Consider the following 20,816-nt stretch of genomic DNA (forward strand, 5'->3'; position numbering starts at 1 on the left):
GGGTGTCAGGCCTTCGGCTCGATCCCGAGGTGGTCGAGCAGGTTGCGTGAGAAGCGGTCGCCCATCTGGTCGATGACGCCGCGCATCGCGGAGGTGACGACCTTGGAGGAGAGCTTGGGCAGCGGCAGGTCGAGGGCGATCTCGAGGCTGGTGGCCAGGTGGGTGCCCCCCTCGACCTCCTTCAGGACGTACCACCCCGTGACCGCCGTCCGCTCGGTGCGACCGGCGGGCGGGTCGTGGTGGAAGTCGATGCGCTCGAGCTCGACGAACTCCATCTTCTCGGTGAAGACCGGCGCGACCTCGATCGGCAGCACGTCGAGGCCGGTCATCTCCCAGCGCCAGTGCGAGTCGCCCTCGGGCGTGATCCGCTTGAGGAAGGGCGTGAGCGAGGCGAGCGTGTCGGGGTCGGTCAGCGCGTCCCAGATCGCCTGGCGCGGCGCCGCCACGACGGCCTCGGCGGAGGTCCTCGCGGTGAAGACCGTCACCGGGCGAGCGCCTTCTCGATGTCCTTGGCGATCTTCTCCGGCTTGGTGGTCGGGGAGTAGCGGCCGAGCACCTGGCCGTCCTTGCCGATGAGGAACTTGGTGAAGTTCCACTTGATCTTGCCGCCCAGCAGGCCCGACTTCTCGTCCTTGAGCCACTGGAAGAGCGGGTGGGCGCCGTCGCCGTTGACCTCGATCTTGGAGAAGAGCGGGAAGCTGACGCCGAAGTTGCGCTCGCAGAAGCCGGCGATCTCCGCGTCGTCGCCGGGCTCCTGGTTGCCGAACTGGTCGCAGGGGAAGCCCAGCACGGCGAAGCCCTGGCCGGCGTAGCTGTCCTGGAGCTGCTGCAGGCCCTGGTACTGGGGGGTGAAACCGCACTGCGAGGCCGTGTTGACCACCAGCACCACCTGGCCCTGGTACGTCGAGAGGTCGACGTCGTGGCCGTCGATGCTGCGCGCGGAGAAGTCCTGGAGGGTCGTCATACCGACAGTCTGCCAGCGCGGACCAGCCGCCGTGGCGGCCCGGCGGGCGGGTCGGGGTGCGGGTCGGGGTGCGGGTCGGGGTGGGTCAGTCGAGGACGGGCGTGCCGGTCGCCGAGGCGACGTAGGCGAGCAGGCGCGCCACCAGCGCGGGGTCGTCGGAGCGCTGCCAGCCGTAGGTGGTGGGGCGCTGGGCGCGGTCGTGCCAGAAGTGGCCCGGGCGCGACTCCGGTCGGGTCGCGACGAGCCAGACCGCGGTGTCGGCGCCGTCCTCGGCGTCGCGCAGCAGCGGACCGGTGAGCCGGTTGAAGCCCGGCAGGCTCTCGGCGAAGCCGGCCGTCTCCACCCAGCCGGGGTGCATGCTCTCCACCCGCACGTCGTCGGCGCTGAGCCGGCGCGCCCAGGCGTCGGCCAGCACGACCTGCATCCGCTTGGTGCGCGCGTAGGCCTGGACGCCGCTGAAGCGGCCGGTGCGGTACTCGATGGCGTCGTCGTCCTCGGCGCGCAGGCGTGCGCCGTACATGCCGCCCGAGCTCATCCACACCACCGACGAGCCGTCGGCGGCCGCGAGGAGCGGGGCGAGCAGGTCGGTGGCGAGGTGCGGGCCGAGCACGTGCGCGGCCAGCGACATCTCGTGGCCCTGCGCGCTCTCCTCCCGGTCGGTCGTCATGACGCCGGCGTTGTGCACCAGCCCGTCGAGGGAGGGCACGCGGGAGGTGAGGTCGGTGGCCCAGGCGCGCACCGCGTCGAGGTCGCTGAGGTCGCACAGCTCCTCGACGACCTCGGCCGTCGGGTGGGCCAGCCGCAGGCGCCGCGCGGAGTCGGCGGTCTTGGCGGGGTTGCGCCCCAGCACGTGGACCGTGGCGCCGAGCGCGGCGAAGGAGCCCGCCATCGCCTCGCCGATGCCCGAGGTGGCCCCGGTGACCAGCACGCGGCGCCCCGTCATCGACCCCGGCTCGGGGTCGGCGGGCCACCAGCGGCGGCGCAGCGAGGAGCCCACCTTGGTGTAGCCCAGCACCACCGAGCGGTCGAGCGCGGCGTCGAGGACCCGGGTCAGACTCATGGCCCCAACCTAGCCAGACCGCCCCCGCTGCCCGACGTCGGACGTCATCCGTCGCGAGGCCCGACGTCGGACGTCATGCGATCCGAGGATGCGCATCCACCCTCCGCATGACGTCCGCACCCGGCGCCGTGCCACCCCACCACGCCCCGTCACCCCACACCCGCCACCCGCCGTCGGACGCCCGACATCGGACGTCATGCGTTCCGAGGATGCGCATCCACCCTCCGCATGACGTCCGCACCCGGCCCCGCGCCACCCCNCACCCGCCGTCGGACGCCCGACATCGGACGTCATGCGTTCCGAGGATGCGCATCCACCCTCCGCATGACGTCCGCACCCGGCCCCGCGCCACCCCACCACGCCCCGTCACCCCACACCCGCCACCCGCCACCCGCCGTCGGACGCCCGACATCGGACGTCATGCGTTCCGAGGATGCGCATCCACCCTCCGCATGACGTCCGCACCCGGCCCCGCGCCACCCCNCACCCGCCGTCGGACGCCCGACATCGGACGTCATGCGTTCCGAGGATGCGCATCCACCCTCCGCATGACGTCCGCACCCGGCCCCGCGCCACCCCACCGCGCCACCCCACCGCGCCGCCCCACCGCGCCGCGTCGCCGACCCCGACGCCGACGCGGGGCCGTGGGACGATCGCGCCCATGAACCGGGTCCGCTCCGCCCTCGCCCACCTGATCGCCGTCGTGGCCGTGCTCCTGATGCCGCTGGCGCTGACCTCGGCGTGGTCCTCCGCGGTCGTCAACGACGAGGACCGCTGGGTCGAGACGGTCGGGCCGCTGGCCACCGACCCCGACGTGGTCAACGCGGTGGCGGTGCGCCTGGAGGACCTCGCGGTCGGCACGGTCGACGTCGGCGGGGCCGAGCGCGCCCTGGAGGACATCCTCGGAGCCGACCTGGGCGGCGCGGGAGCGCGCACCGAGCAGGCGCTGCGCGAGGCGGTGCGCCAGGTGGTGGTGCGGGTGGTCTCCAGCGACGTCTTCCCCCCGGCGTGGGAGGAGGCGATGCGGGCCACGCACACCCAGCTGCTGCGCGCGCTGCGCTCCGACAGCGGCGCCGAGGTGAGCGTCGACCTGGGCCCGCTGCTGCAGGCGGTGCTCGACTCGCTGAGCGAGCAGGGCCTGCCGGTGACCGTCGACGCCTCCGGGCTCGACGCGGCCTTCTCGGTGGCCTCGAGCGGCGAGCTCGACCAGGCCCGCGCGGGCTACCAGGTCGTCGACGCCGCGGGCCTCGGCCTGCCGGTGGCGGTGCTGCTGCTCGCCGCCGTGGCCCTGCTCGTCAGTGCCCGGCGCATGGTCACCGCCGGCATCCTGCTCGTCGGCGCGGCCCTCGCGGCGGTCGTGGTGTGGCTCGGCCTGGGCGCGGCGCGCACGCTGCTGCTCGACCGGGCCCCGACGGCCGACCGCAACCTGCTCGCCGCGATGTACGACGTGCTCGTGGCCGACCTCGAGCGGCTCGCGCTGCTGGTCGTCGTGGCCGGACCGGCGGTGCTGGTCGTGCTGCTGCTGCTCAGGCGCCTCGGAGGTCGGCGGCGGCGCGAGCCAGCTGCGTGACCCGGGCCCAGTCGCCGGCCCTCACGGCGTCGGCCGGGGTGAGCCAGGAGCCGCCGACGCAGCCGACGTTGGGCAGGGCGAGGTAGGAGGCCGCGCTCGCCGCGGTGATGCCGCCCGTGGGGCAGAAGCGGGCGGCGGGCACCGGCGAGGAGATCGCCCGGAGGAAGGGCGCTCCCCCGGAGGCCTCGGCGGGGAAGAACTTCATCTCGCTCAGCCCCGCCTCGAGCACGGCCAGCACCTCGGAGACGGTGGCCGTGCCGGGCAGGAAGGGCAGCCCGGTGGCGAGCATCGCCTCGAGCAGCGCCGGCGTCGCGCCGGGCGAGACGAGGAACTGCGCGCCGGCGTCCTGCGCCTCACGGGCCTGGGCCGGCGTCACCACGGTGCCGGCGCCGAGCACGATCTCGGGCACCTCGGCGGCGATGGCGCGGATGGCGTCGAGCGCCACCGGGGTGCGCAGGGTGAGCTCGATGACGGGCAGGCCGCCCTCGACCAGCGCCCGGGCGATCGGCACGGCGGTGTCGAGCTCGTCGACGACCACGACCGGCACGACCGGCACGAGGTCGAGCAGCGAGGCCAGCGGCGCCGGGGCGGCCAGCGGCGAGCCGGTCGAGGAGCGGGTGTCAGACGTGCTGGGCAAGGGGGACCTCCTGCTGAGGGGCGTCGTACGCCGGGAACACCGAGGCGCCCGCGTCGGCGGGGCCGACCGTGGCGCGGAAGGCGGAGAAGAGCTCGCGGCCGGTGCCGGCCCAGTCCTCGCCCTGGGGCGCGGAGCCGGTGGCGGGGCGGGCCAGGACCGTCTCGGCGTCGGCGAGGCCGAGCAGGCCCCGCTCGGCGTCGACGGTGACGACGTCGCCGTCGCGCACCCGCGCGAGCGCACCGCCGAGGGCGGCCTCGGGGGTGACGTGGATCGCGGCGGGCACCTTGCCCGAGGCGCCCGACATGCGGCCGTCGGTGACGATGGCGACCGCGTGACCGCGGTCCTGGAGCACCCCGAGGGCCGGGGTGAGCTTGTGCAGCTCGGGCATGCCGTTGGCGGCGGGGCCCTGGTAGCGGATGACGGCCACGAAGTCGCGGTCGTCGAGCTCGTGCGCGGCGAAGGCGGCCAGGAAGTCGGCCTGGTCGTCGAAGACGACGGCGGGCGCGGTGACCACGCGGTGCTCGGGCTTCACCGCGGAGGTCTTGATGACCGCGGAGCCCAGCGGTCCGCCGAGCACCCGCAGGCCGCCGTCGGGGGCGAAGGGGTCGCTGGCGGGGCGCAGCACGTCGGTGTCGAGGCTGGCGGGCGTGCCCTCCACCCACTCCAGGCTGCTGCGGCCCTCGGGGCCCTCGGGGCCCTCGACCAGGCGCGGCTCGCGGGTGTAGCGCGACAGGCCGGGCCCCGCGACGGTCTGCACGTCGTCGTGGAGCAGGCCGGCCTCGAGCAGGGTGCGCACGAGGAAGCCGATGCCGCCGGCGGCGTGGAAGTGGTTCACGTCGGCGGAGCCGTTGGGGTAGATGCGGCACAGCGACGGCACGACCGCGGAGAGGTCCGAGAGGTCGGCCCAGGTGAGCACGATCCCGGCGGCGCGGGCCATGGCCACGAGGTGCATCGTGTGGTTGGTCGACCCGCCGCTGGCCAGCAGGGCCACGCAGGCGTTGACGATCGCCTTCTCGTCGACGACCTCGCCGACCGGCGCGCGGTCGGGCTGGGCGGTGCGCTGCGACCACTCGCCCAGCGGCAGGCCGGCGAGCCCGGCGCTGCCGCGGGCCAGGGCCACCGAGCGGGCGGCCGCGGCGTCGGTGAGCGCCTCGCGCAGCTCGGTGCCCGGGTTGACGAAGGACGACCCGGGCAGGTGCAGCCCGAGCACCTCCATGAGCAGCTGGTTGGAGTTGGCGGTGCCGTAGAAGGTGCACGTGCCGCGGGAGTGGTAGGAGGCCGACTCGGCCTCGAGGAGCTCCTCGCGGGTGGCCAGGCCCTCGGCGTAGCGCTGCCGCACCGCGGCCTTCTCCTTGTTGGGCAGCCCCGAGGTCATCGGCCCGGCGGGCACGAAGACCGTGGGCAGGTGGCCGAAGGACAGCGCACCGATGAGCAGGCCGGGCACGATCTTGTCGCAGACGCCGAGCATGAGGGCGCCGTCGAACATGTCGTGGGAGAGCGCGATCGCCGCCGACATCGCGATGACGTCGCGGCTGTAGAGGGAGAGCTGCATGCCGGCGCGGCCCTGGGTCACGCCGTCGCACATCGCGGGGACGCCGCCGGCGACCTGGGCCAGCCCGCCCGCGCCGATGACGGCCTTCTTCAGCTGCCGCGGGTAGGTCTCGAAGGGCTGGTGGGCCGAGAGCATGTCGTTGTAGCTGGTGACGACGGCAAGGTTGGGCTTGACCCCCGAGCGCAGCTCGGCCTTCTCGGCCGGGTCGGAGGCGGCGAAGCCGTGGGCGAGATTGGCGCAGGCCAGCCGGCCCCGCGCGGGGCCGGTCTCGGCGGCGCGGGCGATCCGGGCCAGGTAGGCCGCGCGGGAGCCGGCGCTGCGCGCGACGATCCGCTCGGTGACCTCCTCGAGCACGGGGTGCAGCCGCTCCGGCAGCACGGGCGCCCCGGAGGGGGCGGGCGTCTCGGGGGTGCTCACTGGTCGGTCTCCTGCCAGGCTCGGCCGTCGCGCTCGAGGAGCATCGCGGCGGCGGTGGGGCCGGTCGTGCCGGCGGGGTAGCGCAGGGGCCGCTCGCCGAGCTCGTCCCAGCGCTCGAGGATCGGCTCCACCCACGACCAGGCCGCCTCGACCTCGTCGCGGCGCATGAAGTGGGTGGGGTTGCCGCGCACGACGTCCATGAGCAGCCGCTCGTAGGCGTCGGGCGAGCGCTGCGTGAAGGTCGTGGCGTACGACAGGTCCAGCGACACCGGCCGCAGCCGGATCCCGCCGGGGCCCGGCTCCTTCGCGGTGAGGTGCAGGCGCATGCCCTCGTCGGGCTGCACGAGGATGTGGAGCCGGTTGGCGGTGGTGGCGCCCTCGCTGCCGGGGAACATCGCGTGCGGCGGCTCCTTGAAGACCACGACGATCTCCGAGACGCGGCGGTCCATCCGCTTGCCGGTGCGCAGGTAGAACGGCACGCCGGCCCAGCGCCAGTTCTGCACCTCGGCCTTGAGCGCCACGAAGGTCTCCGTCGGGGAGCCGGCGCGCCCCAGGTCGTCGGAGTACGCCGCGACCGCCTGGCCGTCGACGAGCCCCTGGCGGTACTGCCCGCGCACGGTGTCGCGGTCGACGTCCTGGGGACCCATCGGCTTGAGCGCCTGGAGCACCTTGAGCTTCTCGTCGCGCACGGTCTCGCGCCCGACGTAGGTCGGCGGCTCCATCGCGGTGAGGCAGAGCAGCTGGAGCAGGTGGTTCTGCACCATGTCGCGCAGCGCGCCCGAGCCGTCGTAGTAGCCCCCGCGCTCGCCGACGCCGAGTGACTCGGCCACGGTGATCTGCACGTGGTCGACCCACCGGGAGTTCCACAGCGGCTCGAGGAAGGTGTTGGCGAAGCGCGTGACCAGGAGGTTCTGCACGCTCTCCTTGCCCAGGTAGTGGTCGATGCGGAAGATCTGCGACTCGTCGAAGACCGCACCGACGGCGTCGTTGACCGCGCGCGCCGAGGCCAGGTCGCGCCCGATCGGCTTCTCCATCACCACGCGCGCCGTCGGGTCGACCACGCCGATCTCGTCGAGGCGCGCGCAGATCGGCCCGAAGAGGGCCGGTGCCACCGCGAGGTAGAAGACGCGCACGGCCTCGTCGGGGCCGCCGACGGCCTCGGTGCGGCCGCGGTCCTTGAGCAGGCCGTGCAGCTGGTGCCAGTCGTCGGGCTCCTCGGCGTCGAGCACGAGGTGGTGCAGGCGCCCGACCAGGCGCTGGAGGGCGGCGTCGTAGGTGGCCGGGTCGTGGCCGGCGGGGTCGACGTGGCCGGGCAGGGCCTCGCGCACGAGCTGCTGGTAGCCCTCGGTGTCGAGGTCGCTGCGCGAGACGCCGATGATGCGGAAGTCGTCGGGCAGCTGGCCCTCGAGGTCGCGGTGGAAGAGCGCGGGCAGCAGCTTGCGGAAGGCGAGGTCGCCCGTGCCGCCGAAGACGGTGAAGTCGCAGTGCTCGGGCAGCGCGGCCGCGGCCCCGGCGGGGGTGCCGGGCTGGCTGCTGGGCTGGCCGCCGAGCGGGGGGTGCTTCTGGTCCATGCCTCTACGGTCGCAGGACTTTTGGATCGATACAAGCGCTCTTACGCTTTTTTGTGAACAAAGTCTGTGCTTGACTCCTCGTCGTGACCGACAGCACCGCCTCGCGCCCGGGCTCCCGGCCCGCCCCGCCCGACGGCGCGCGCGGCCCGGTCCCGGCCATGAAGGCTCCGGCTCCGACGACCCCCGCGACCTCGGCCCTTCCCGGCTCGGCGGCCCTCCCCGACACGGGACCCGGCGGCACCAGCGGCACCGGTACGTCGGCCGGCGCGCTGCTCCACCTCGTGCGCACCGGTCGCGCCGCCACCCGCTCCGACCTCGCCCGCGTCACCGGGCTCTCGCGCAGCGCGGTCACCTCCCGCGTGCACGCCCTCCTCGACGCCGGACTGCTCGTCGAGGGCGGCGGGTCGACCTCCACCGGCGGCCGCCCGCCCGGCACGCTCGGCCTCGACGTCGACGCCGCGGTGGTCGTCGGCATCGCCGTGGGCCGCTCGCGCAGCCAGCTCGGGCTCTTCGACCTCGCCGGGCGCGAGATCGTCGGCGACACCCGCGACCACGTCGTCGGCACCGCTCCCGGCGTGCTGATGCCCGACGTCGCCGCCCGCCTCGCCGCGCTGCTCGCCGGCACCACGGTGCCGGTCGCCGGCATCGGGATGAGCCTGCCCGGCACGGTCGACCCCGAGACCCGGATGAGCCTCGACGCCCCGGTCATGGGCGGCTGGGACGGCGTCGCGCTGGACCCCTACCTCGCCGAGGTCTGCCCCGCACCGCTCCACCTGGCCAACGACACCGCCGCCCTCGCCCACTCCGAGCTCTTCGGCGTCGTGCCGCCCGCCGACGTGCTGGTCGTCAAGGCCTCCACCGGCCTCGGGCTCGGCGTCGTCGCCGACGGCCGCCTGCTCGGCGCCCGCCGCGGCATCACCGGCGAGCTGGGCCACACCCGCATCGACGCCGCCGACGGGCTGCTGTGCCGCTGCGGAGCGACCGGCTGCCTGGAGTCGCTGGCCGGCGGCTGGGCGCTGGTCAACACCATGGTCGACGAGGGCCACGACGTGCGCCACGTGCGCGACCTGGTGCAGCTCGCCCTCGACGGCGACACCCTCGCCCGGCAGCTGCTGCGCCAGAGCGGGCGCCACCTCGGCGAGGTGCTCGCCACCGCGGTCAACCTCCTGCACCCCGGCCTGGTCGTCGTGGGCGGCGACATGGGCGCGGCCTTCGACCTCTACACCGCGGGCATCCGCGAGACGGTCTACGCCCGCGCCGCCGCGTCGGTCGTGCGCGACCTCCGCTTCGCCCCCGCCACCCACGGCGAGTCGGCCGGGCTGGTCGGCTGCGCCGCCCTCGCCATCGACGCCGCGCTCACCCCCGCCGCCGTCGACGCGCACCTGCGCGCCTGAGCAGACAGGGGCCGCCGGCCGGGGGCCGACGCAGGCCGGCCGCGCCGCGGCTCAGCCGGCGCTGACGCCCCCCAGCCGCAGCCAGGTGTCGACGACGGTGTCGGGGTTGAGCGACATCGACTCGATGCCCTGCTCGACCAGCCAGTCGGCGAGGTCGGGGTGGTCGGAGGGGCCCTGGCCGCAGATGCCGACGTACTTGCCCTGGCGCTTGCAGGCCTCGATGGCCGACGAGAGCATGTGCAGCACCGCCGGGTCGCGCTCGTCGAAGCCGTCGGCGACCAGCGCGGAGTCACGGTCCAGGCCCAGGGTCAGTTGGGTCATGTCGTTGGAGCCGATCGAGAAGCCGTCGAAGTGCTCGAGGAAGGCCTCCGGGATCACGGCGTTGGAGGGCACCTCGCACATCATGACGACCTTCAGGTCGTTCTCGCCGCGGCGCAGGCCGTGCTCGCCCAGCAGCGCGATCACGCCCTCGGCCTCCTTGACGGTGCGCACGAAGGGGATCATCACCCTGACGTTGGTCAGCCCCATCTCGTCGCGCACGTGGCGCAGCGCCTCGCACTCCATCGCGAAGCACTCCGCGAAGTCGGCCGAGAGGTACCGCGACGCGCCGCGGTAGCCGATCATCGGGTTCTCCTCCTCCGGCTCGTAGCGCGTGCCGCCGACGAGGTTGGCGTACTCGTTGGACTTGAAGTCGCTCATCCGCACGATGACCGGCTCGGGGGCGAAGGCCGCCGCGATCATGGCGATGCCCTCGGCGACGCGCTGCACGAAGAACTCGCGCGGCCCGGCGTAGGCCGCGATGGTCTCCTCGATGTCGGCGCGCAGGTCGCCCGGCAGCGAGTCGGGGTCGGCGGCCAGGTCGAGCAGCGCCTTGGGGTGGATGCCGATCTGGCGGTTGATCACGAACTCCAGGCGGGCCAGGCCCACGCCCTTGTGTGGCAGCCGGGAGAAGGCGAAGGCCTGCTCGGGGGTGCCGACGTTCATCATGATCTTCACCGGCACGTCGGGCATCGAGTCGAGCTCGGTGCGCTCGACGCTGAAGTCGAGCACGCCGTCGTAGACCAGGCCGGTGTCGCCCTCGGCGCACGACACGGTGACCTCGCGGCCGTCGGCGAGGTCGCGGGTGCCGCTGCCGGTGCCGACGACGGCGGGGATGCCGAGCTCGCGGGCGATGATCGCGGCGTGGCAGGTGCGCCCGCCGCGGTTGGTGACGATGGCCGAGGCGCGCTTCATGATCGGCTCCCAGTCGGGGTCGGTCATGTCGGCGACGAGCACCTCGCCCTCGTGGAACTCGTGCATGTCGTCGATGGAGCGCATCACGCGCACCGCGCCGGCGCCGATCTTCTGCCCGATGGCGCGGCCCTCGACGACGACGTCGGCGCCCGCGGTGGCCTTGGCGTCGATCTTGAAGCGCTCGAGCGTGCCGCCGCGGCGCGACTGTACGGTCTCGGGGCGAGCCTGGAGCACGTAGAGCAGCCCGTCGAGTCCGTCCTTGCCCCACTCGATGTCCATCGGGCGCCCGTAGTGCTCCTCGATGGTCAGCGCGTGACGGGCCAGCTCCTCGACCTCGTCGTCGGTGAGGCTGAAGAGCCGGCTCTCGGCCGGGTCGACCTCGACGAACTCCGTGGTGCGGCCCACGGTCTGGTCGTCGGTGTAGACCATCTTGGTGGCCTTGCCGCCGATGCCGCGCTTGAGCAGCGCGGGCCGACCCGCGCGCAGGGCGGGCTTGTAGACGTAGAACTCGTCGGGGTTGACCGCGCCCTGCACGACGCCCTCGCCCAGCCCGTAGGCCGAGGTCACGAAGACGGCGTCGTCGAAGCCCGACTCGGTGTCCATGGTGAACATGACGCCCGAGGAGCCGATGTCGGAGCGCACCATGCGCTGCACGCCGGCCGAGAGGGCCACGGCGTCGTGCTCGAAGCCGTGGTGCACGCGGTAGGCGATGGCGCGGTCGTTGTAGAGCGAGGCGTAGACCTCGCGGATCGACAGCAGCACCGCGTCGATGCCGCGGACGTTGAGGAAGGTCTCCTGCTGCCCGGCGAAGGAGGCGTCGGGCAGGTCCTCCGCGGTCGCCGAGGACCGTACGGCGAACGACGGCTGCTCCCCCGACCCGTCGCCCGCGTCGGAGCCGCCGGCGCCGGCGACGAGCTGGTCGTAGGCGGCGCGCACGTCGGCCTCGAGGTCGGCCGGGAAGGGCTGGGCCACGACCTCCTCGCGGATGGTGCGGCCGACCTCGGCCAGGCGCCGCACGTCGTCGGTGTCGAGGTCGCGCAGCAGCCCGCTGATGCGCTCCTTGAGGCCGGTGTCGCCGATGAAGTGGTGGAAGGCCTCGGAGGTGGTGGCGAAGCCGTCGGGCACGCGCACGCCGAGGTCGGTGAGGTGGGAGACCATCTCGCCGAGGGAGGCGTTCTTGCCGCCGACCTGCTCGATGTCGCCCATGCCGAGGTCGGAGAACCACCGCACGTTGACGGTGGACCCGCCCGCCGGCTGCTCACCGGCCGGGCTGGGGGTGGAGGTCTCGGTCATGGGGTGGTGCCTCTCTCTCGACGGGTCTGCTCGCCTCGCCGGGACTGCTCGCGGCGCAGGGACTGGATGATGAGGGCCGAGATCTCCTCGACCGACTTCGCGGAGGAGTCGATCGTCGGGACCCGGTGGGCGTTGAAGAGGTCGGTGGCGCGGCGCAGCTCCCAGCGGCACTGCTCGGCCGAGGAGTAGCGCGACCCCGGCCGGCGCTCGTTGCGCACGCGGCTGAGCCGGTCGACGGTGGTGGTGAGACCGAAGCACCGCTCCTGGTACTGCTGCACCGGCTCGGGAAGGTGGCTGCGCTCGAGGTCCTCGTCGACCAGCGGGTAGTTGGCCACGAAGAGGCCGTGCTGGAGCGCGAGGTACATGCTGGTGGGGGTCTTGCCGCACCGCGAGGGCGCCAGCAGGATCACGTCGGCCTTGTCCAGCGCGCGCAGGCTCTGCCCGTCGTCGTGCTCGATGGTGAACTCCACCGCGGCCATCCGCTCGTTGTAGCGGTGCACGTCGCCCACCCCGTGCAGGCGCAGCGGCTGGCGCACGCCGCGCTGGCCCAGCAGCCCCTCGACCTGCTCGATGTGGACGCCGAAGAAGTCGATCACCGGGGCACGGGTGCGCAGCAGCTCCGCGCGCACCTCGTCGTTGGCCGCGGTCACGAAGGCCAGCGGGGCCTGGCCGTGGTCGAGCAGGGTGTCGAGGGCCGCCACCACCTCCTGCGCGTCGGCGACGGTGGAGATGAAGGGGATGACCGTGCGGTCGAAGGTGCGGTCGGGGAACTGCAGCAGCAGGGCGTTGCCCATCGTCTCCGCGCTGATGCCGGTGGAGTCGGAGAGGAAGAAGACCGGCACCACGTCGTCGGCCCCGGGACGCGCCTCCTCCGGGATCGGGTCGGTCTGCGACATGTGGGCCCTCCAGCGGCTCCCGCCCCGTGCGGCGCGGTGCTCGGGAGGCTACCGCGCACCGCGCCCGGACGCAGGTGACGTCCGCCACCACGGACGGTGCCGGCGCGGCCCCACCCGGCCTCGCGGGCCGCGGGCTCGACGTACCTGCTAGACCTTGGCCATGACCATGACCACCGCCCTGGGCGGCACCCCCTGCACGACCGTCGGCGACCTGCCCGCCGTCGGCGCCACCGCTCCCGAGGTCCGCCTCGTCGGCTCCGACCTGTCGGAGGTGACCCGCACCCCGGGCCTGCGCACGGTGCTCAACATCTTCCCCAGCGTCGACACCGGCGTGTGCGCGGCCAGCGTCCGCGAGTTCAACGCCCGGGCCGCCGACCTGGCCGACACCGAGGTCGTGTGCGTCTCGCAGGACCTGCCCTTCGCGCTCAAGCGCTTCTGCGGCGCCGAGGGCCTCGAGGCCGTGACCGTGGCCTCGGGCTTCCGCTCCACCTTCGGCGACGACTACGGCGTGCGGCTGGCCGACGGCGGCTTCGCCGGCCTGCTGGCCCGCTCAGTGGTCGTGCTCGACGCCGACGGCACGGTGCTGCACTCGCAGCTGGTGCCCGAGATCGGCCAGGAGCCCGACTACGACGCCGCGGTCGCCGCGCTGGGCTGAGCGCTCCCGCGGCCACGCTCGGCCGCGACCATGGCCGCCGCCCCGACCGCGGGCCCCAGCGCCAGCACCACGAGCGCCAGGCGCCACGACACCGCGTCGACCAGCGCCGGCACCAGCCACAGGGTGAGCGTGGTGGTGGCGTAGCCCAGCGCGAGCTGCACCGAGAGCGCGCCGCCCACGCTGCCGGGCGGGGCGCTCTCGGTGACCATGGCGGAGAACTGCGCGGAGTCGGCGATCACCCAGAAGCCCCAGAAGGCGCAGAGCGCCACGACCACCCCCAGCGGCGCGACCGGGTAGCTCGCGGCCAGCACCAGCGCGGCGCCACCGGAGCAGACCAGGCTCAGCAGCGCCGCGCGCGGGCGGCCCCACCGGTCGCCGAGCACGCCGCCGAGCAGGCAGCCCAGCGCGCCGACCCCGATGCAGGCGAAGGCCAGCACCCCGGCGTACGCCGCCGCGTCGGGGCGGGCGGCGACCTGCGGCAGCGCCAGCAGGAAGGCGCCGACGCCGGCCCACATGGCGTAGAGCTCCCACATGTGCCCGACGTAGCCCAGGTCGGCCAGCAGCACGTCGCGGCGCGACAGCGCCCGGAAGCCGGCGCCGAGACTGACCGGGCCGCGGGCCACCGCGTGCGGCCCCTCCCCCCGCACCGCGGCGAGCAGCAGGCCGCCCGCCACCGCCAGCACGCTGGTGACGCCCACGACGACCCGCCAGTCTGGCCCCGCGGCCTCGGCGCCGCCACCACCTCCGGCGAGGCCGCCCACCAGGTGGGGCAGGGCCGAGCCGAGGGTGAGCGCACCGATCATCAGCCCCAGCGCGACCCCCCGCCCGCGCAGGAACCACGCCGAGACCTCCTTGAGCGCCACGGGGTAGAAGAGCGCCAGGCAGACCCCGGTGAGCAGCCGCAGCGGCACGGCGAGCGCGAGGCCGTCGGCGAGGAGCAGCCCTGCGGTGCAGGCGGCCGCGCCGAGCGCCCCGGCGGCCATGAGGGCCCGCCCCGGCAGCGCGTCGGCCAGCCCCAGCACGGCCGAGCCGACCGCGCCGAGCACGAAACCGACCTGCACCGCGATGGTCAGCGCCGCGGCGCCCCCGCTGCTCAGCCCCCAGGCGACCTCGAGGCGCGGCACGACGGCGGTGGCGGAGAACCACACGCCCATCGTCAGCAGCGTGCTCGCCGCCACCACCGTCAGCGCCCACGCCGGCGAGCTGCGCGGCCCGGCGTCCGTGGTCGTGGCGGGGGGCACCCGGGTCAGTGGCCGCGCAGCGGCCGGGTGTCGTCGCCGGTGTCGTCGCCGGTGTCGTCGCCCGTGTCGTCGGCAGGACCCTGGCCGGGGCCGCGCTCGTGGGCGCGGGCGCGCAGCTCGTCGGCGTCGACCTCGCCGCGGCGCAGCGCGTCGTCGTGGCGGTCCATCTCGGCCCGCTCGGCGTCGCCCTGCTCGGCCAGCTCGGCGTCGGAGCCGCGGTGGGGCGCGGGGCCCTGGCCGGTGCGGGCCAGCAGCAGCTCGTCGAGGTAGCGCAGCACGACGGCCACCACGGCCACGACCGGCACGGAGAGGAAGGCGCCGGCGACGCCGAAGAGGGTCGAGCCGAGCACGATGGAGAGCAGCACGACGCCGGCGTGCAGGCGCAGGCTCTTGCCCTGCAGCCACGGCAGCAGCACGTTGCCCTCGAGCTGCTGCACGGCGAGCACGATGAGCAGCACGATCACGGCGGCGACCCAGCCGTTGGCCACCAGCGCGACCAGCACCGCGACGGCGCCGATGGTGATGGCGCCGACGATGGGCGCGAAGGCGGCCACGAAGGTGAGCACGGCCAGCGGCCCGGCCAGCGGCACGCCCACGATCACCAGGCCGAGGCCGATGAGCACGGCGTCGATGAGGCCGACCAGCGCCTGGGTGCGGATGAAGCTGCCCAGGGTCGACCAGGCGCGGCGCAGCACCTCGGAGAGGTGGGAGCCGACGCCGCCGCCGGAGACGTGGGTCAGCCACGGCAGGAAGCGGTGGCCGTCCTTGATGAAGAAGAAGGTGAGCACGAGGGTCAGCACGAGGTTGACCAGCGCGTTGGTGACCGCGCTGACCCCGACCAGCAGGCCCGAGGCGATCGAGCTGGCGCTCGACTGCAGCTGCGACTGGGCGGCGGCCACGGCGTCGTCGAGCTGGCCCTCGGTCACCGGCAGGCTGCTGCTCAGCAGCTGGTCGCGCAGCTTGAGCAGGCCCTTCGAGGCGCTGTCGGCGATGTCGGCGACCTGCGAGCCCACCGAGGGGGCGATGAAGGTGACCACGCCGGCCACCACCGCGAGGGCACCGATGATGACGAGGCCGGCGGCCAGGCCCCCCGGCACCGGCGTGCGCCGCTGCAGCCAGTGCGCCGCCGGGGCGAGCACGGTGGTGACGATCAGCGCGAGGATGATCGGCAGCAGGATGCTCCACAGGTACTGCACGGCCTCGCCCAGCACGTAGGCGCCGACCACGATCACCAGCCAGCGCAGCGTCCAGCGCGAGAGCCAGTGGACGCCGCGCCCGATCTCCTGCTCGCGGGTGGCCGCGCCCGGGTGGCGCGCGGCGGGGGTCTGCTCGGAGGAGGAGGTCACGATCGGCCATCCTGTCAGCGCTCGGGCCCCCGGGCCTACACCGCGTGGGGGGAGCGTCTAGACCGTGCGGGCGGGCCGCGCCGCGTGCTGCGGCCCCGCGTCGCCGCCCACCCGGCGCGGCCACCAGAAGCGGTCGCCCAGCAGCACGGCCAGCGCCGGCACGAGCACGGTGCGCACGACGAGGGTGTCGAGCAGCACGCCGACGCAGATGATCGTGCCGAGCTGCGCGAGCACCACCAGCGGCAGCACGCCGAGCACCGCGAAGACCGCGGCGAGCAGGATGCCCGCGCTGGTGATCACCCCGCCGGTGGCGGTCAGCGCCCGCAGCATGCCCTCGCGCGAGCCGTGGGCCGCGGCCTCCTCGCGGGCGCGGGTGACGAGGAAGATGTTGTAGTCCACGCCCAGGGCCACCAGGAAGAGGAAGGCCAGCAGCGGCACGCCGCTGTCGAGGGCGCTGAAGCCCAGCACCTGGGTGAACAGCCACCACGAGGCGCCGAGGCTGGCGGCGTAGGTCGCGACCACGGTGGCCACCAGCAGCAGCGGCGCGACCACCGAGCGCAGCAGGAGCAGCAGCGCGCCGAGCACGAGCAGCAGGATGATCGGCAGGATCAGCAGCCGGTCGCGGGCGGCGCCCTCCCCGGCGTCGAGGGCCTGGGCCTCGCTGCCGGTCACGTGGGTGTCGTCGAAGCCCTCGAGGTCCTCGCGCAGGGTCTCGATCGCGTCGGCGGCCTGCGTGCTGCCGGGGGCGGCGTCGAGCACGGCGTCGACCTGGGTGATGCCGGCGCCGCTGGCACCGATGCTGGCGCTGGCCACGCCGGCGCTGCCCTCGACGGCGGTCAGCACCTCCTCGCCGTCGGCGCGGGTCAGCACCTGGGTGGGGTCGGAGACACCCGCGGGGAAGGACTCCCCGAGCCGGGTCGAGGCCGCGATGGCCTCGGGCTCCTCCAGGAACTGCTCGGCCTGGTCGAGGCCGGTGTCGATGCGGAAGAGCCCGACGGCGAGCACCGCGAGGAGCACGAGGGTCCCGGCCACGAAGGCGGCGGGGCGGCGGGCCACCTGCACGCCGACCTTGTGCCACAGCGAGTCGCTCTCGGCCAGCGGGGCCTCGCCGACGCGGGGCACGCGCGGCCAGAAGACCCAGCGCCCGAAGCACACCAGCGCGGCCGGCAGCACCACGAGCGCGAAGGTTGCGGCGATCACCACGCCGATGGCGCAGGCCAGCCCGAGGCCCCGGGTGGTCGGCACGAGGGAGAGCAGCAGGGTCAGCAGGCCGAGCACCACCGTCACCGAGCTCGACAGCACGGCCTCCGCCGTACGCCGCAGCGCCGTGGCCATCGCCCGGTGCCGCGACTCCTCGTGGCGCAGCTCGTCGCGGTAGCGCGAGATCAGCAGCAGTGCGTAGTCGGTGCCGGCGCCGAAGACCAGCACCGAGAGGATGCCGACGGTCGACTCGTCCCAGGCCACGCCCAGACCGGCCATCCCCTGCGTCGAGGCCACCGCGGCCAGGCGGTCGGCGACGCCGACGACGGTCAGCGGCACCAGCCACAGCACGGGGCTGCGGTAGGTGAGGATCAGCAGGATCGCCACGACCGCGGCGGTGGCGCCGAGCAGGCGGAAGTCGGCGCCGTCGAAGACCGCGGCCAGGTCGGCCTGGATCGCGGCGGGCCCGGTGACCTGGGCCGTCACCCCGGCGGGCACGCCCTCGTCGAGCCGCTCGCGCAGCTCGGTCACGGCGTCGGCGGTGTCGGTGGCCGAGCCCGCCGCCACCGGCACGACCACGATCGCCGCGGTGCCGTCCTCGGCCACGGTGACCGGGCCGTCGGGGCCGGTGGCCACGCCGCCGACCTGCTCGCCCAGCCGGCCGAGCTCGCGCACGGTCGCGTCGTCGAAGGTGCCCTCGTCGGCGGTCAGCACGACGACGGCCGCGCTGGAGTCGTCCTCGGGCAGGGCGTCGCGCAGCTCGGTGCCCCGGGTGCTGTCGAGACCGGCCGGCACGCTGTCGGTGCTGCGGGCCTCGCGCTCGCCCTCGCCCACGAAGAGGATCGCGAGCACGGCGAGCAGGAGGGGCACGAGGGCCACCAGGGCGGCGGTGCGACGGCCGGTGACCACCCCGGTCACGCGGTCGCTCAGCGAGGACGACATGGCAGGCTCCTGGGGCTCGACGTAGGCTTGCGGGCGTTGGTTCGGAACCTTAGTCACTAAGTTGGTGAAACAAAATCTCCGAGGCCCCCACCCCGCCCGAGGGTCCCCTCTCGGCCCAGCTGCTGCGCGACGTCGTCGACCGCGCCGTGCGGGTGCGCCACGAGCTGGCCCGCCGCTCGCGGGTCAGCGACTCCGAGCTGTCGGCCCTCGAGCACCTCGTGCGCGAGCCGATGGGCCCGGCCGAGCTGGCCCGGCTCCTCGAGGTCAGCACCGCGGCGTCCACCGGCGTCGTCGACCGGCTCCAGACCAAGGGCCACGTGCAGCGCGAGCCCCACGCCGAGGACCGCCGGCGCACGGTCGTCACCCTCACCGACTCCGGGCGCGCCGAGATCCTGGGCCACCTGATGCCGATGTTCGAGGCGCTGCGGGCCCTCGACGCCGACCTCGACGACACCGAGCGCGCCGTCGTCGCCCGCTACCTGCGCGGCGCCGCCGCGGCCTTCGAGACCGTCACCGGCCCTCCTCCCGCGCCGCGCCCCACCACGTGACCACCGCCTGACCACCGGCCGAGCGTCACCCGGCCCCACCCGCGACCCCGGGCGCCTGTTGCCAGGCCGGTCGCCGGGCAGCAGGATGGCGGAGGTGCGCAGGACAAGACACCTCTCAGGCCCCCGACCCCTCCCCGCGGTGCTCGCCGCCGGCCTCGCCGCCGTGCTGGCCCTCGGACTCGCCTCCGCCCCCGGCGGCGCAGCCGCCGCCCCGAGCGCGGACCCCGCGACCACGACCCCGTCCGTGCGCGTCGCCGACACCCCCGCCTCCGACCGCGCCGTGCCGCGCGTGCGCTTCCGCGACTGCGGCCGCTTCCGCTGCGCCCGCGTGCCGGCTCCCCTCGACTACGACGCCCCCGACGGCGCCACGGTCAGCCTCGCCGTGCTCAAGGTCCCGGCCCGCAAGCCCTCGCGCCGCCTCGGCACCCTCTTCGTCAACCCCGGCGGCCCCGGCGGCTCGGCCACCGAGTTCGCCACCTACGCCGGGCAGTTCCTCGGCTCGACGGTCCGCAACCGCTTCGACATCGTCGGCATCGACCCGCGCGGCGTGGGCGGCACGGCCGACCTGCTCTGCGAGGGCCGGGGCCAGGTCGGGTACCCCCGCCAGGCCTACCCCCGCACGTCGCCCCAGATCGACCGCTGGCTGGCCTTCGACGCCCAGGAGCGGCGGCTGTGCGAGGGCCGCCGGATCCTCGACCACATGAGCACCGCCGACGTCGCCCGCGACATGGACCACGTGCGCCAGGCCCTGCGCGAGGACACCGTCAGCTACTTCGGTGCCTCCTACGGCAGCATGCTCGGCTCCACCTACGCCGCGCTCTTCCCCTCCTCGGTGCGCGCGCTCGTCGTCGACGGCGTCCTCGACCCCGTGGAGTGGACCACCGGGCGCGACGGCACCGGCACCACCGTGCCCGTCACCACCCGCCTCGGCAGCGGCGAGGGCTCCCGCGAGGCCCTCGTGGCGGGCCTCGCCGCGTGCGACGCGGCCGGGCGCCCCGCCTGCCCCGTGGCCGGCGACGCCCTCGGCGCCTGGGACACCGTGGCCGACCGGCTCCAGGACGACCGCGCCCTCGGCCGCGCGATCCGGCTGGGCTACGACGACTTCGTCGGCACCACCCTCGGCCTGCTCTACGCCGGCGACCTGTCCACCGTCGCGCGGATGACCGCCCAGGCCCGCCGCGCCATCCGCGCCCAGGACGCCCGCGGTCGCGGCGCCGGGACCGGCGCGGCCGTGGCCGACCTCGCCGCCGTACGCCGCGCCGCCGCGCGCACCGTCGAGGCCCTGCCCTTCCCCGGCCCCGACGAGACCGTGCTCGCCCGCGCCGGCTCGACGCCCTCCGCCGCCGGCACCTCGGCGCGGGCGCGGATCGCGATCAGCGGCGCCTTCCACGGCGTACTCTGCTCCGACAGCGTCAACCCGCCGTCCACCGACGTCTGGCCCACCGCCGCCGACACCGCCGACGCCGCCGCGCCGGACTTCGGACCGCTGTGGACCTGGTCCTCCTCGGCGTGCGTGGGCTGGCCCGGCTCGGGCGACGACGCCTACCGCGGCCCCTTCGCCACCGACGCCGCCGACCGGATGCTCATCGTCAACAACCGCTACGACCCCGCCACCCCGCTCACCGGCGCCCTGGCGCTGCAGGGGGAGACGGGCGCCCGCCTGGTCACCGCCCAGGCCTACGGCCACGTCGCCACGGGCACCAACCGCTGCGCCACCCGCGCGGTGTCGGACTTCCTGGTCTCCGGCGTCGCCCCGGCGGCCGACCGGACCTGCTCGGGGGTCGGTCCCTTCGGGTGAGCCTCCCGGCGAGGGGCACCCCCGGACGTCTGCACTCCCCCGCGTGAGAGGTCGCGGACGGGCCCGATCCGGCCCGTCCGCGACCGACGCACACGGGACCTCAACAGAACCTCGAAAAAAACCTGCATCTTTCGAGTTTCAACGAGTACGGGCCCGGGCATGAAGGTGTCAGGCACCCAGAACAAGCGCTCCCCGCCCCCGACCCGGTCACGCACCGGCCCTCGGGGGCGGGTCGCATTTACCGGCACCCGCCCGCCGCCCCGATCGCCGCCCCCTGCGTCGGCGAGGGGCCGGGAACAGCAGAAGGCCGGACCACCCTGGGGTGATCCGGCCTTCCGTCGTCGTGCTGTCCCGAGGAGCTGTCCTCGGGTCCACGTGCGCGAGGGGGGAGTTGAACCCCCACGTCCTTTCGGACACACGGACCTGAACCGTGCGCGTCTGCCTATTCCGCCACTCGCGCGTGAAGCGACTGCACGGTATCCCAGACGCGAGGCCATCC

General features: G+C 74.7%; 16 protein-coding genes and 1 tRNA gene. 5 read left to right on the forward strand and 12 right to left on the reverse strand.

The annotated features are described in order from the left end of the window. Nucleotides 1-5: 5 nt before the first annotated feature. The 3 genes from ASF50_RS15385 to ASF50_RS15395 all read right to left on the reverse strand — a co-directional run bounded on the left by ASF50_RS15385 (nucleotide 6) and on the right by ASF50_RS15395 (nucleotide 2,024). Nucleotides 6-485, reverse strand: a complete 480-nt coding sequence (locus ASF50_RS15385; protein ID WP_056905096.1) for a CoxG family protein — start codon at nucleotides 483-485, stop codon at nucleotides 6-8. Further along, the gene (locus ASF50_RS15390) at nucleotides 482-964 is read right to left on the reverse strand and encodes a glutathione peroxidase (protein ID WP_056865138.1); all 483 of its coding nucleotides are present in this window, start codon (nucleotides 962-964) and stop codon (nucleotides 482-484) included. Before ASF50_RS15390 ends, ASF50_RS15385 begins: the two co-directional genes overlap by 4 nt. 85 nt (nucleotides 965-1,049) lie before the next feature. Next, complete coding sequence (locus tag ASF50_RS15395) at nucleotides 1,050-2,024, reverse strand: SDR family NAD(P)-dependent oxidoreductase (protein WP_056905097.1); 975 nt, start codon at nucleotides 2,022-2,024, stop codon at nucleotides 1,050-1,052. 661 nt (nucleotides 2,025-2,685) lie between these two features. Here ASF50_RS15395 and ASF50_RS15400 point away from each other — a divergent pair. Continuing rightward, nucleotides 2,686-3,594, forward strand: a complete 909-nt coding sequence (locus tag ASF50_RS15400; protein WP_056865136.1) for a hypothetical protein — start codon at nucleotides 2,686-2,688, stop codon at nucleotides 3,592-3,594. On the opposite strand, the gene eda is transcribed toward ASF50_RS15400, so the two are convergent. From eda to zwf, 3 genes are read right to left on the reverse strand one after another with little or no spacing between them, the layout of a single operon-like run. Further along, nucleotides 3,551-4,231: a bifunctional 4-hydroxy-2-oxoglutarate aldolase/2-dehydro-3-deoxy-phosphogluconate aldolase gene (gene eda / locus ASF50_RS15405; RefSeq protein ID WP_082503269.1), complete on the reverse strand. Its 681-nt coding sequence runs from the start codon at nucleotides 4,229-4,231 to the stop codon at nucleotides 3,551-3,553. The genes ASF50_RS15400 and eda overlap by 44 nt on opposite strands. After that, nucleotides 4,215-6,146: a phosphogluconate dehydratase gene (gene edd / locus ASF50_RS15410; protein WP_056905403.1), complete on the reverse strand. Its 1,932-nt coding sequence runs from the start codon at nucleotides 6,144-6,146 to the stop codon at nucleotides 4,215-4,217. Before edd ends, eda begins: the two co-directional genes overlap by 17 nt. Before the next feature lie 50 nt (nucleotides 6,147-6,196). Further along, on the reverse strand, nucleotides 6,197-7,771 hold the full coding sequence (gene zwf, locus ASF50_RS15415) for a glucose-6-phosphate dehydrogenase (RefSeq protein ID WP_082503270.1): 1,575 nt from the start codon (nucleotides 7,769-7,771) through the stop codon (nucleotides 6,197-6,199). 83 nt (nucleotides 7,772-7,854) lie between these two features. Between zwf and ASF50_RS15420 the strand changes: the two genes are divergently transcribed. After that, nucleotides 7,855-9,165 (forward strand): ROK family transcriptional regulator, encoded by a 1,311-nt coding sequence (locus ASF50_RS15420; RefSeq protein ID WP_235557700.1) that lies wholly within the window; start codon nucleotides 7,855-7,857, stop codon nucleotides 9,163-9,165. A gap of 51 nt (nucleotides 9,166-9,216) precedes the next feature. On the opposite strand, the gene ppsA is transcribed toward ASF50_RS15420, so the two are convergent. Both ppsA and ASF50_RS15430 read right to left on the reverse strand, forming a co-directional pair. Continuing rightward, nucleotides 9,217-11,691: a phosphoenolpyruvate synthase gene (gene ppsA, locus ASF50_RS15425; protein ID WP_056905098.1), complete on the reverse strand. Its 2,475-nt coding sequence runs from the start codon at nucleotides 11,689-11,691 to the stop codon at nucleotides 9,217-9,219. Next, nucleotides 11,688-12,587, reverse strand: coding sequence for a pyruvate, water dikinase regulatory protein (locus ASF50_RS15430; RefSeq protein WP_056865134.1), 900 nt, complete (start codon nucleotides 12,585-12,587; stop codon nucleotides 11,688-11,690). Before ASF50_RS15430 ends, ppsA begins: the two co-directional genes overlap by 4 nt. A gap of 160 nt (nucleotides 12,588-12,747) precedes the next feature. Here ASF50_RS15430 and tpx point away from each other — a divergent pair, with 160 nt between their 5' ends. Next, nucleotides 12,748-13,242 (forward strand): thiol peroxidase, encoded by a 495-nt coding sequence (tpx, locus tag ASF50_RS15435; protein WP_200920212.1) that lies wholly within the window; start codon nucleotides 12,748-12,750, stop codon nucleotides 13,240-13,242. On the opposite strand, the gene ASF50_RS15440 is transcribed toward tpx, so the two are convergent. The 3 genes from ASF50_RS15440 to ASF50_RS15450 are packed head-to-tail and all read right to left on the reverse strand — an operon-like array spanning nucleotide 13,212 to nucleotide 17,971. After that, the gene (locus tag ASF50_RS15440; RefSeq protein ID WP_200920214.1) at nucleotides 13,212-14,483 is read right to left on the reverse strand and encodes an MFS transporter; all 1,272 of its coding nucleotides are present in this window, start codon (nucleotides 14,481-14,483) and stop codon (nucleotides 13,212-13,214) included. The two genes, tpx and ASF50_RS15440, sit on opposite strands and share 31 nt — an antisense overlap. Before the next feature lie 5 nt (nucleotides 14,484-14,488). Then, nucleotides 14,489-15,829: an AI-2E family transporter gene (locus ASF50_RS15445; protein WP_200920216.1), complete on the reverse strand. Its 1,341-nt coding sequence runs from the start codon at nucleotides 15,827-15,829 to the stop codon at nucleotides 14,489-14,491. A gap of 57 nt (nucleotides 15,830-15,886) precedes the next feature. Further along, nucleotides 15,887-17,971, reverse strand: coding sequence for an MMPL family transporter (locus ASF50_RS15450; protein WP_056905099.1), 2,085 nt, complete (start codon nucleotides 17,969-17,971; stop codon nucleotides 15,887-15,889). 146 nt (nucleotides 17,972-18,117) lie between these two features. Here ASF50_RS15450 and ASF50_RS15455 point away from each other — a divergent pair, with 146 nt between their 5' ends. Continuing rightward, entirely contained in the window at nucleotides 18,118-18,519 is a 402-nt protein-coding gene (locus tag ASF50_RS15455) for a MarR family winged helix-turn-helix transcriptional regulator (protein ID WP_228941968.1), read from the forward strand. A gap of 139 nt (nucleotides 18,520-18,658) precedes the next feature. Continuing rightward, nucleotides 18,659-20,317 carry an alpha/beta hydrolase gene (locus tag ASF50_RS15460; protein WP_056905100.1) on the forward strand — a complete coding sequence of 553 codons (1,659 nt, stop codon included), beginning with the start codon at nucleotides 18,659-18,661 and terminating at the stop codon, nucleotides 20,315-20,317. A gap of 376 nt (nucleotides 20,318-20,693) precedes the next feature. On the opposite strand, the gene ASF50_RS15465 is transcribed toward ASF50_RS15460, so the two are convergent. After that, nucleotides 20,694-20,777: transfer RNA gene (locus ASF50_RS15465), tRNA-Leu, on the reverse strand. Nucleotides 20,778-20,816 lie beyond the last annotated feature (39 nt).

Source organism: Nocardioides sp. Leaf307 (genome assembly GCF_001423135.1).
GTDB lineage: Bacteria > Actinomycetota > Actinomycetes > Propionibacteriales > Nocardioidaceae > Nocardioides > Nocardioides kribbensis.

Coding starts and splice junctions, on each gene's coding strand:
- ASF50_RS15390 (WP_056865138.1), bottom strand. CDS start 964: ATGACGACCCTCCAGGACTTCTCCGCGCGCAGCATCGACGGCCACGAC.
- ASF50_RS15395 (WP_056905097.1), bottom strand. CDS start 2,024: ATGAGTCTGACCCGGGTCCTCGACGCCGCGCTCGACCGCTCGGTGGTG.
- ASF50_RS15400 (WP_056865136.1), top strand. CDS start 2,686: ATGAACCGGGTCCGCTCCGCCCTCGCCCACCTGATCGCCGTCGTGGCC.
- zwf (WP_082503270.1), bottom strand. CDS start 7,771: ATGGACCAGAAGCACCCCCCGCTCGGCGGCCAGCCCAGCAGCCAGCCC.
- ppsA (WP_056905098.1), bottom strand. CDS start 11,691: ATGACCGAGACCTCCACCCCCAGCCCGGCCGGTGAGCAGCCGGCGGGC.
- ASF50_RS15430 (WP_056865134.1), bottom strand. CDS start 12,587: ATGTCGCAGACCGACCCGATCCCGGAGGAGGCGCGTCCCGGGGCCGAC.
- tpx (WP_200920212.1), top strand. CDS start 12,748: ATGACCATGACCACCGCCCTGGGCGGCACCCCCTGCACGACCGTCGGC.
- ASF50_RS15450 (WP_056905099.1), bottom strand. CDS start 17,971: ATGTCGTCCTCGCTGAGCGACCGCGTGACCGGGGTGGTCACCGGCCGT.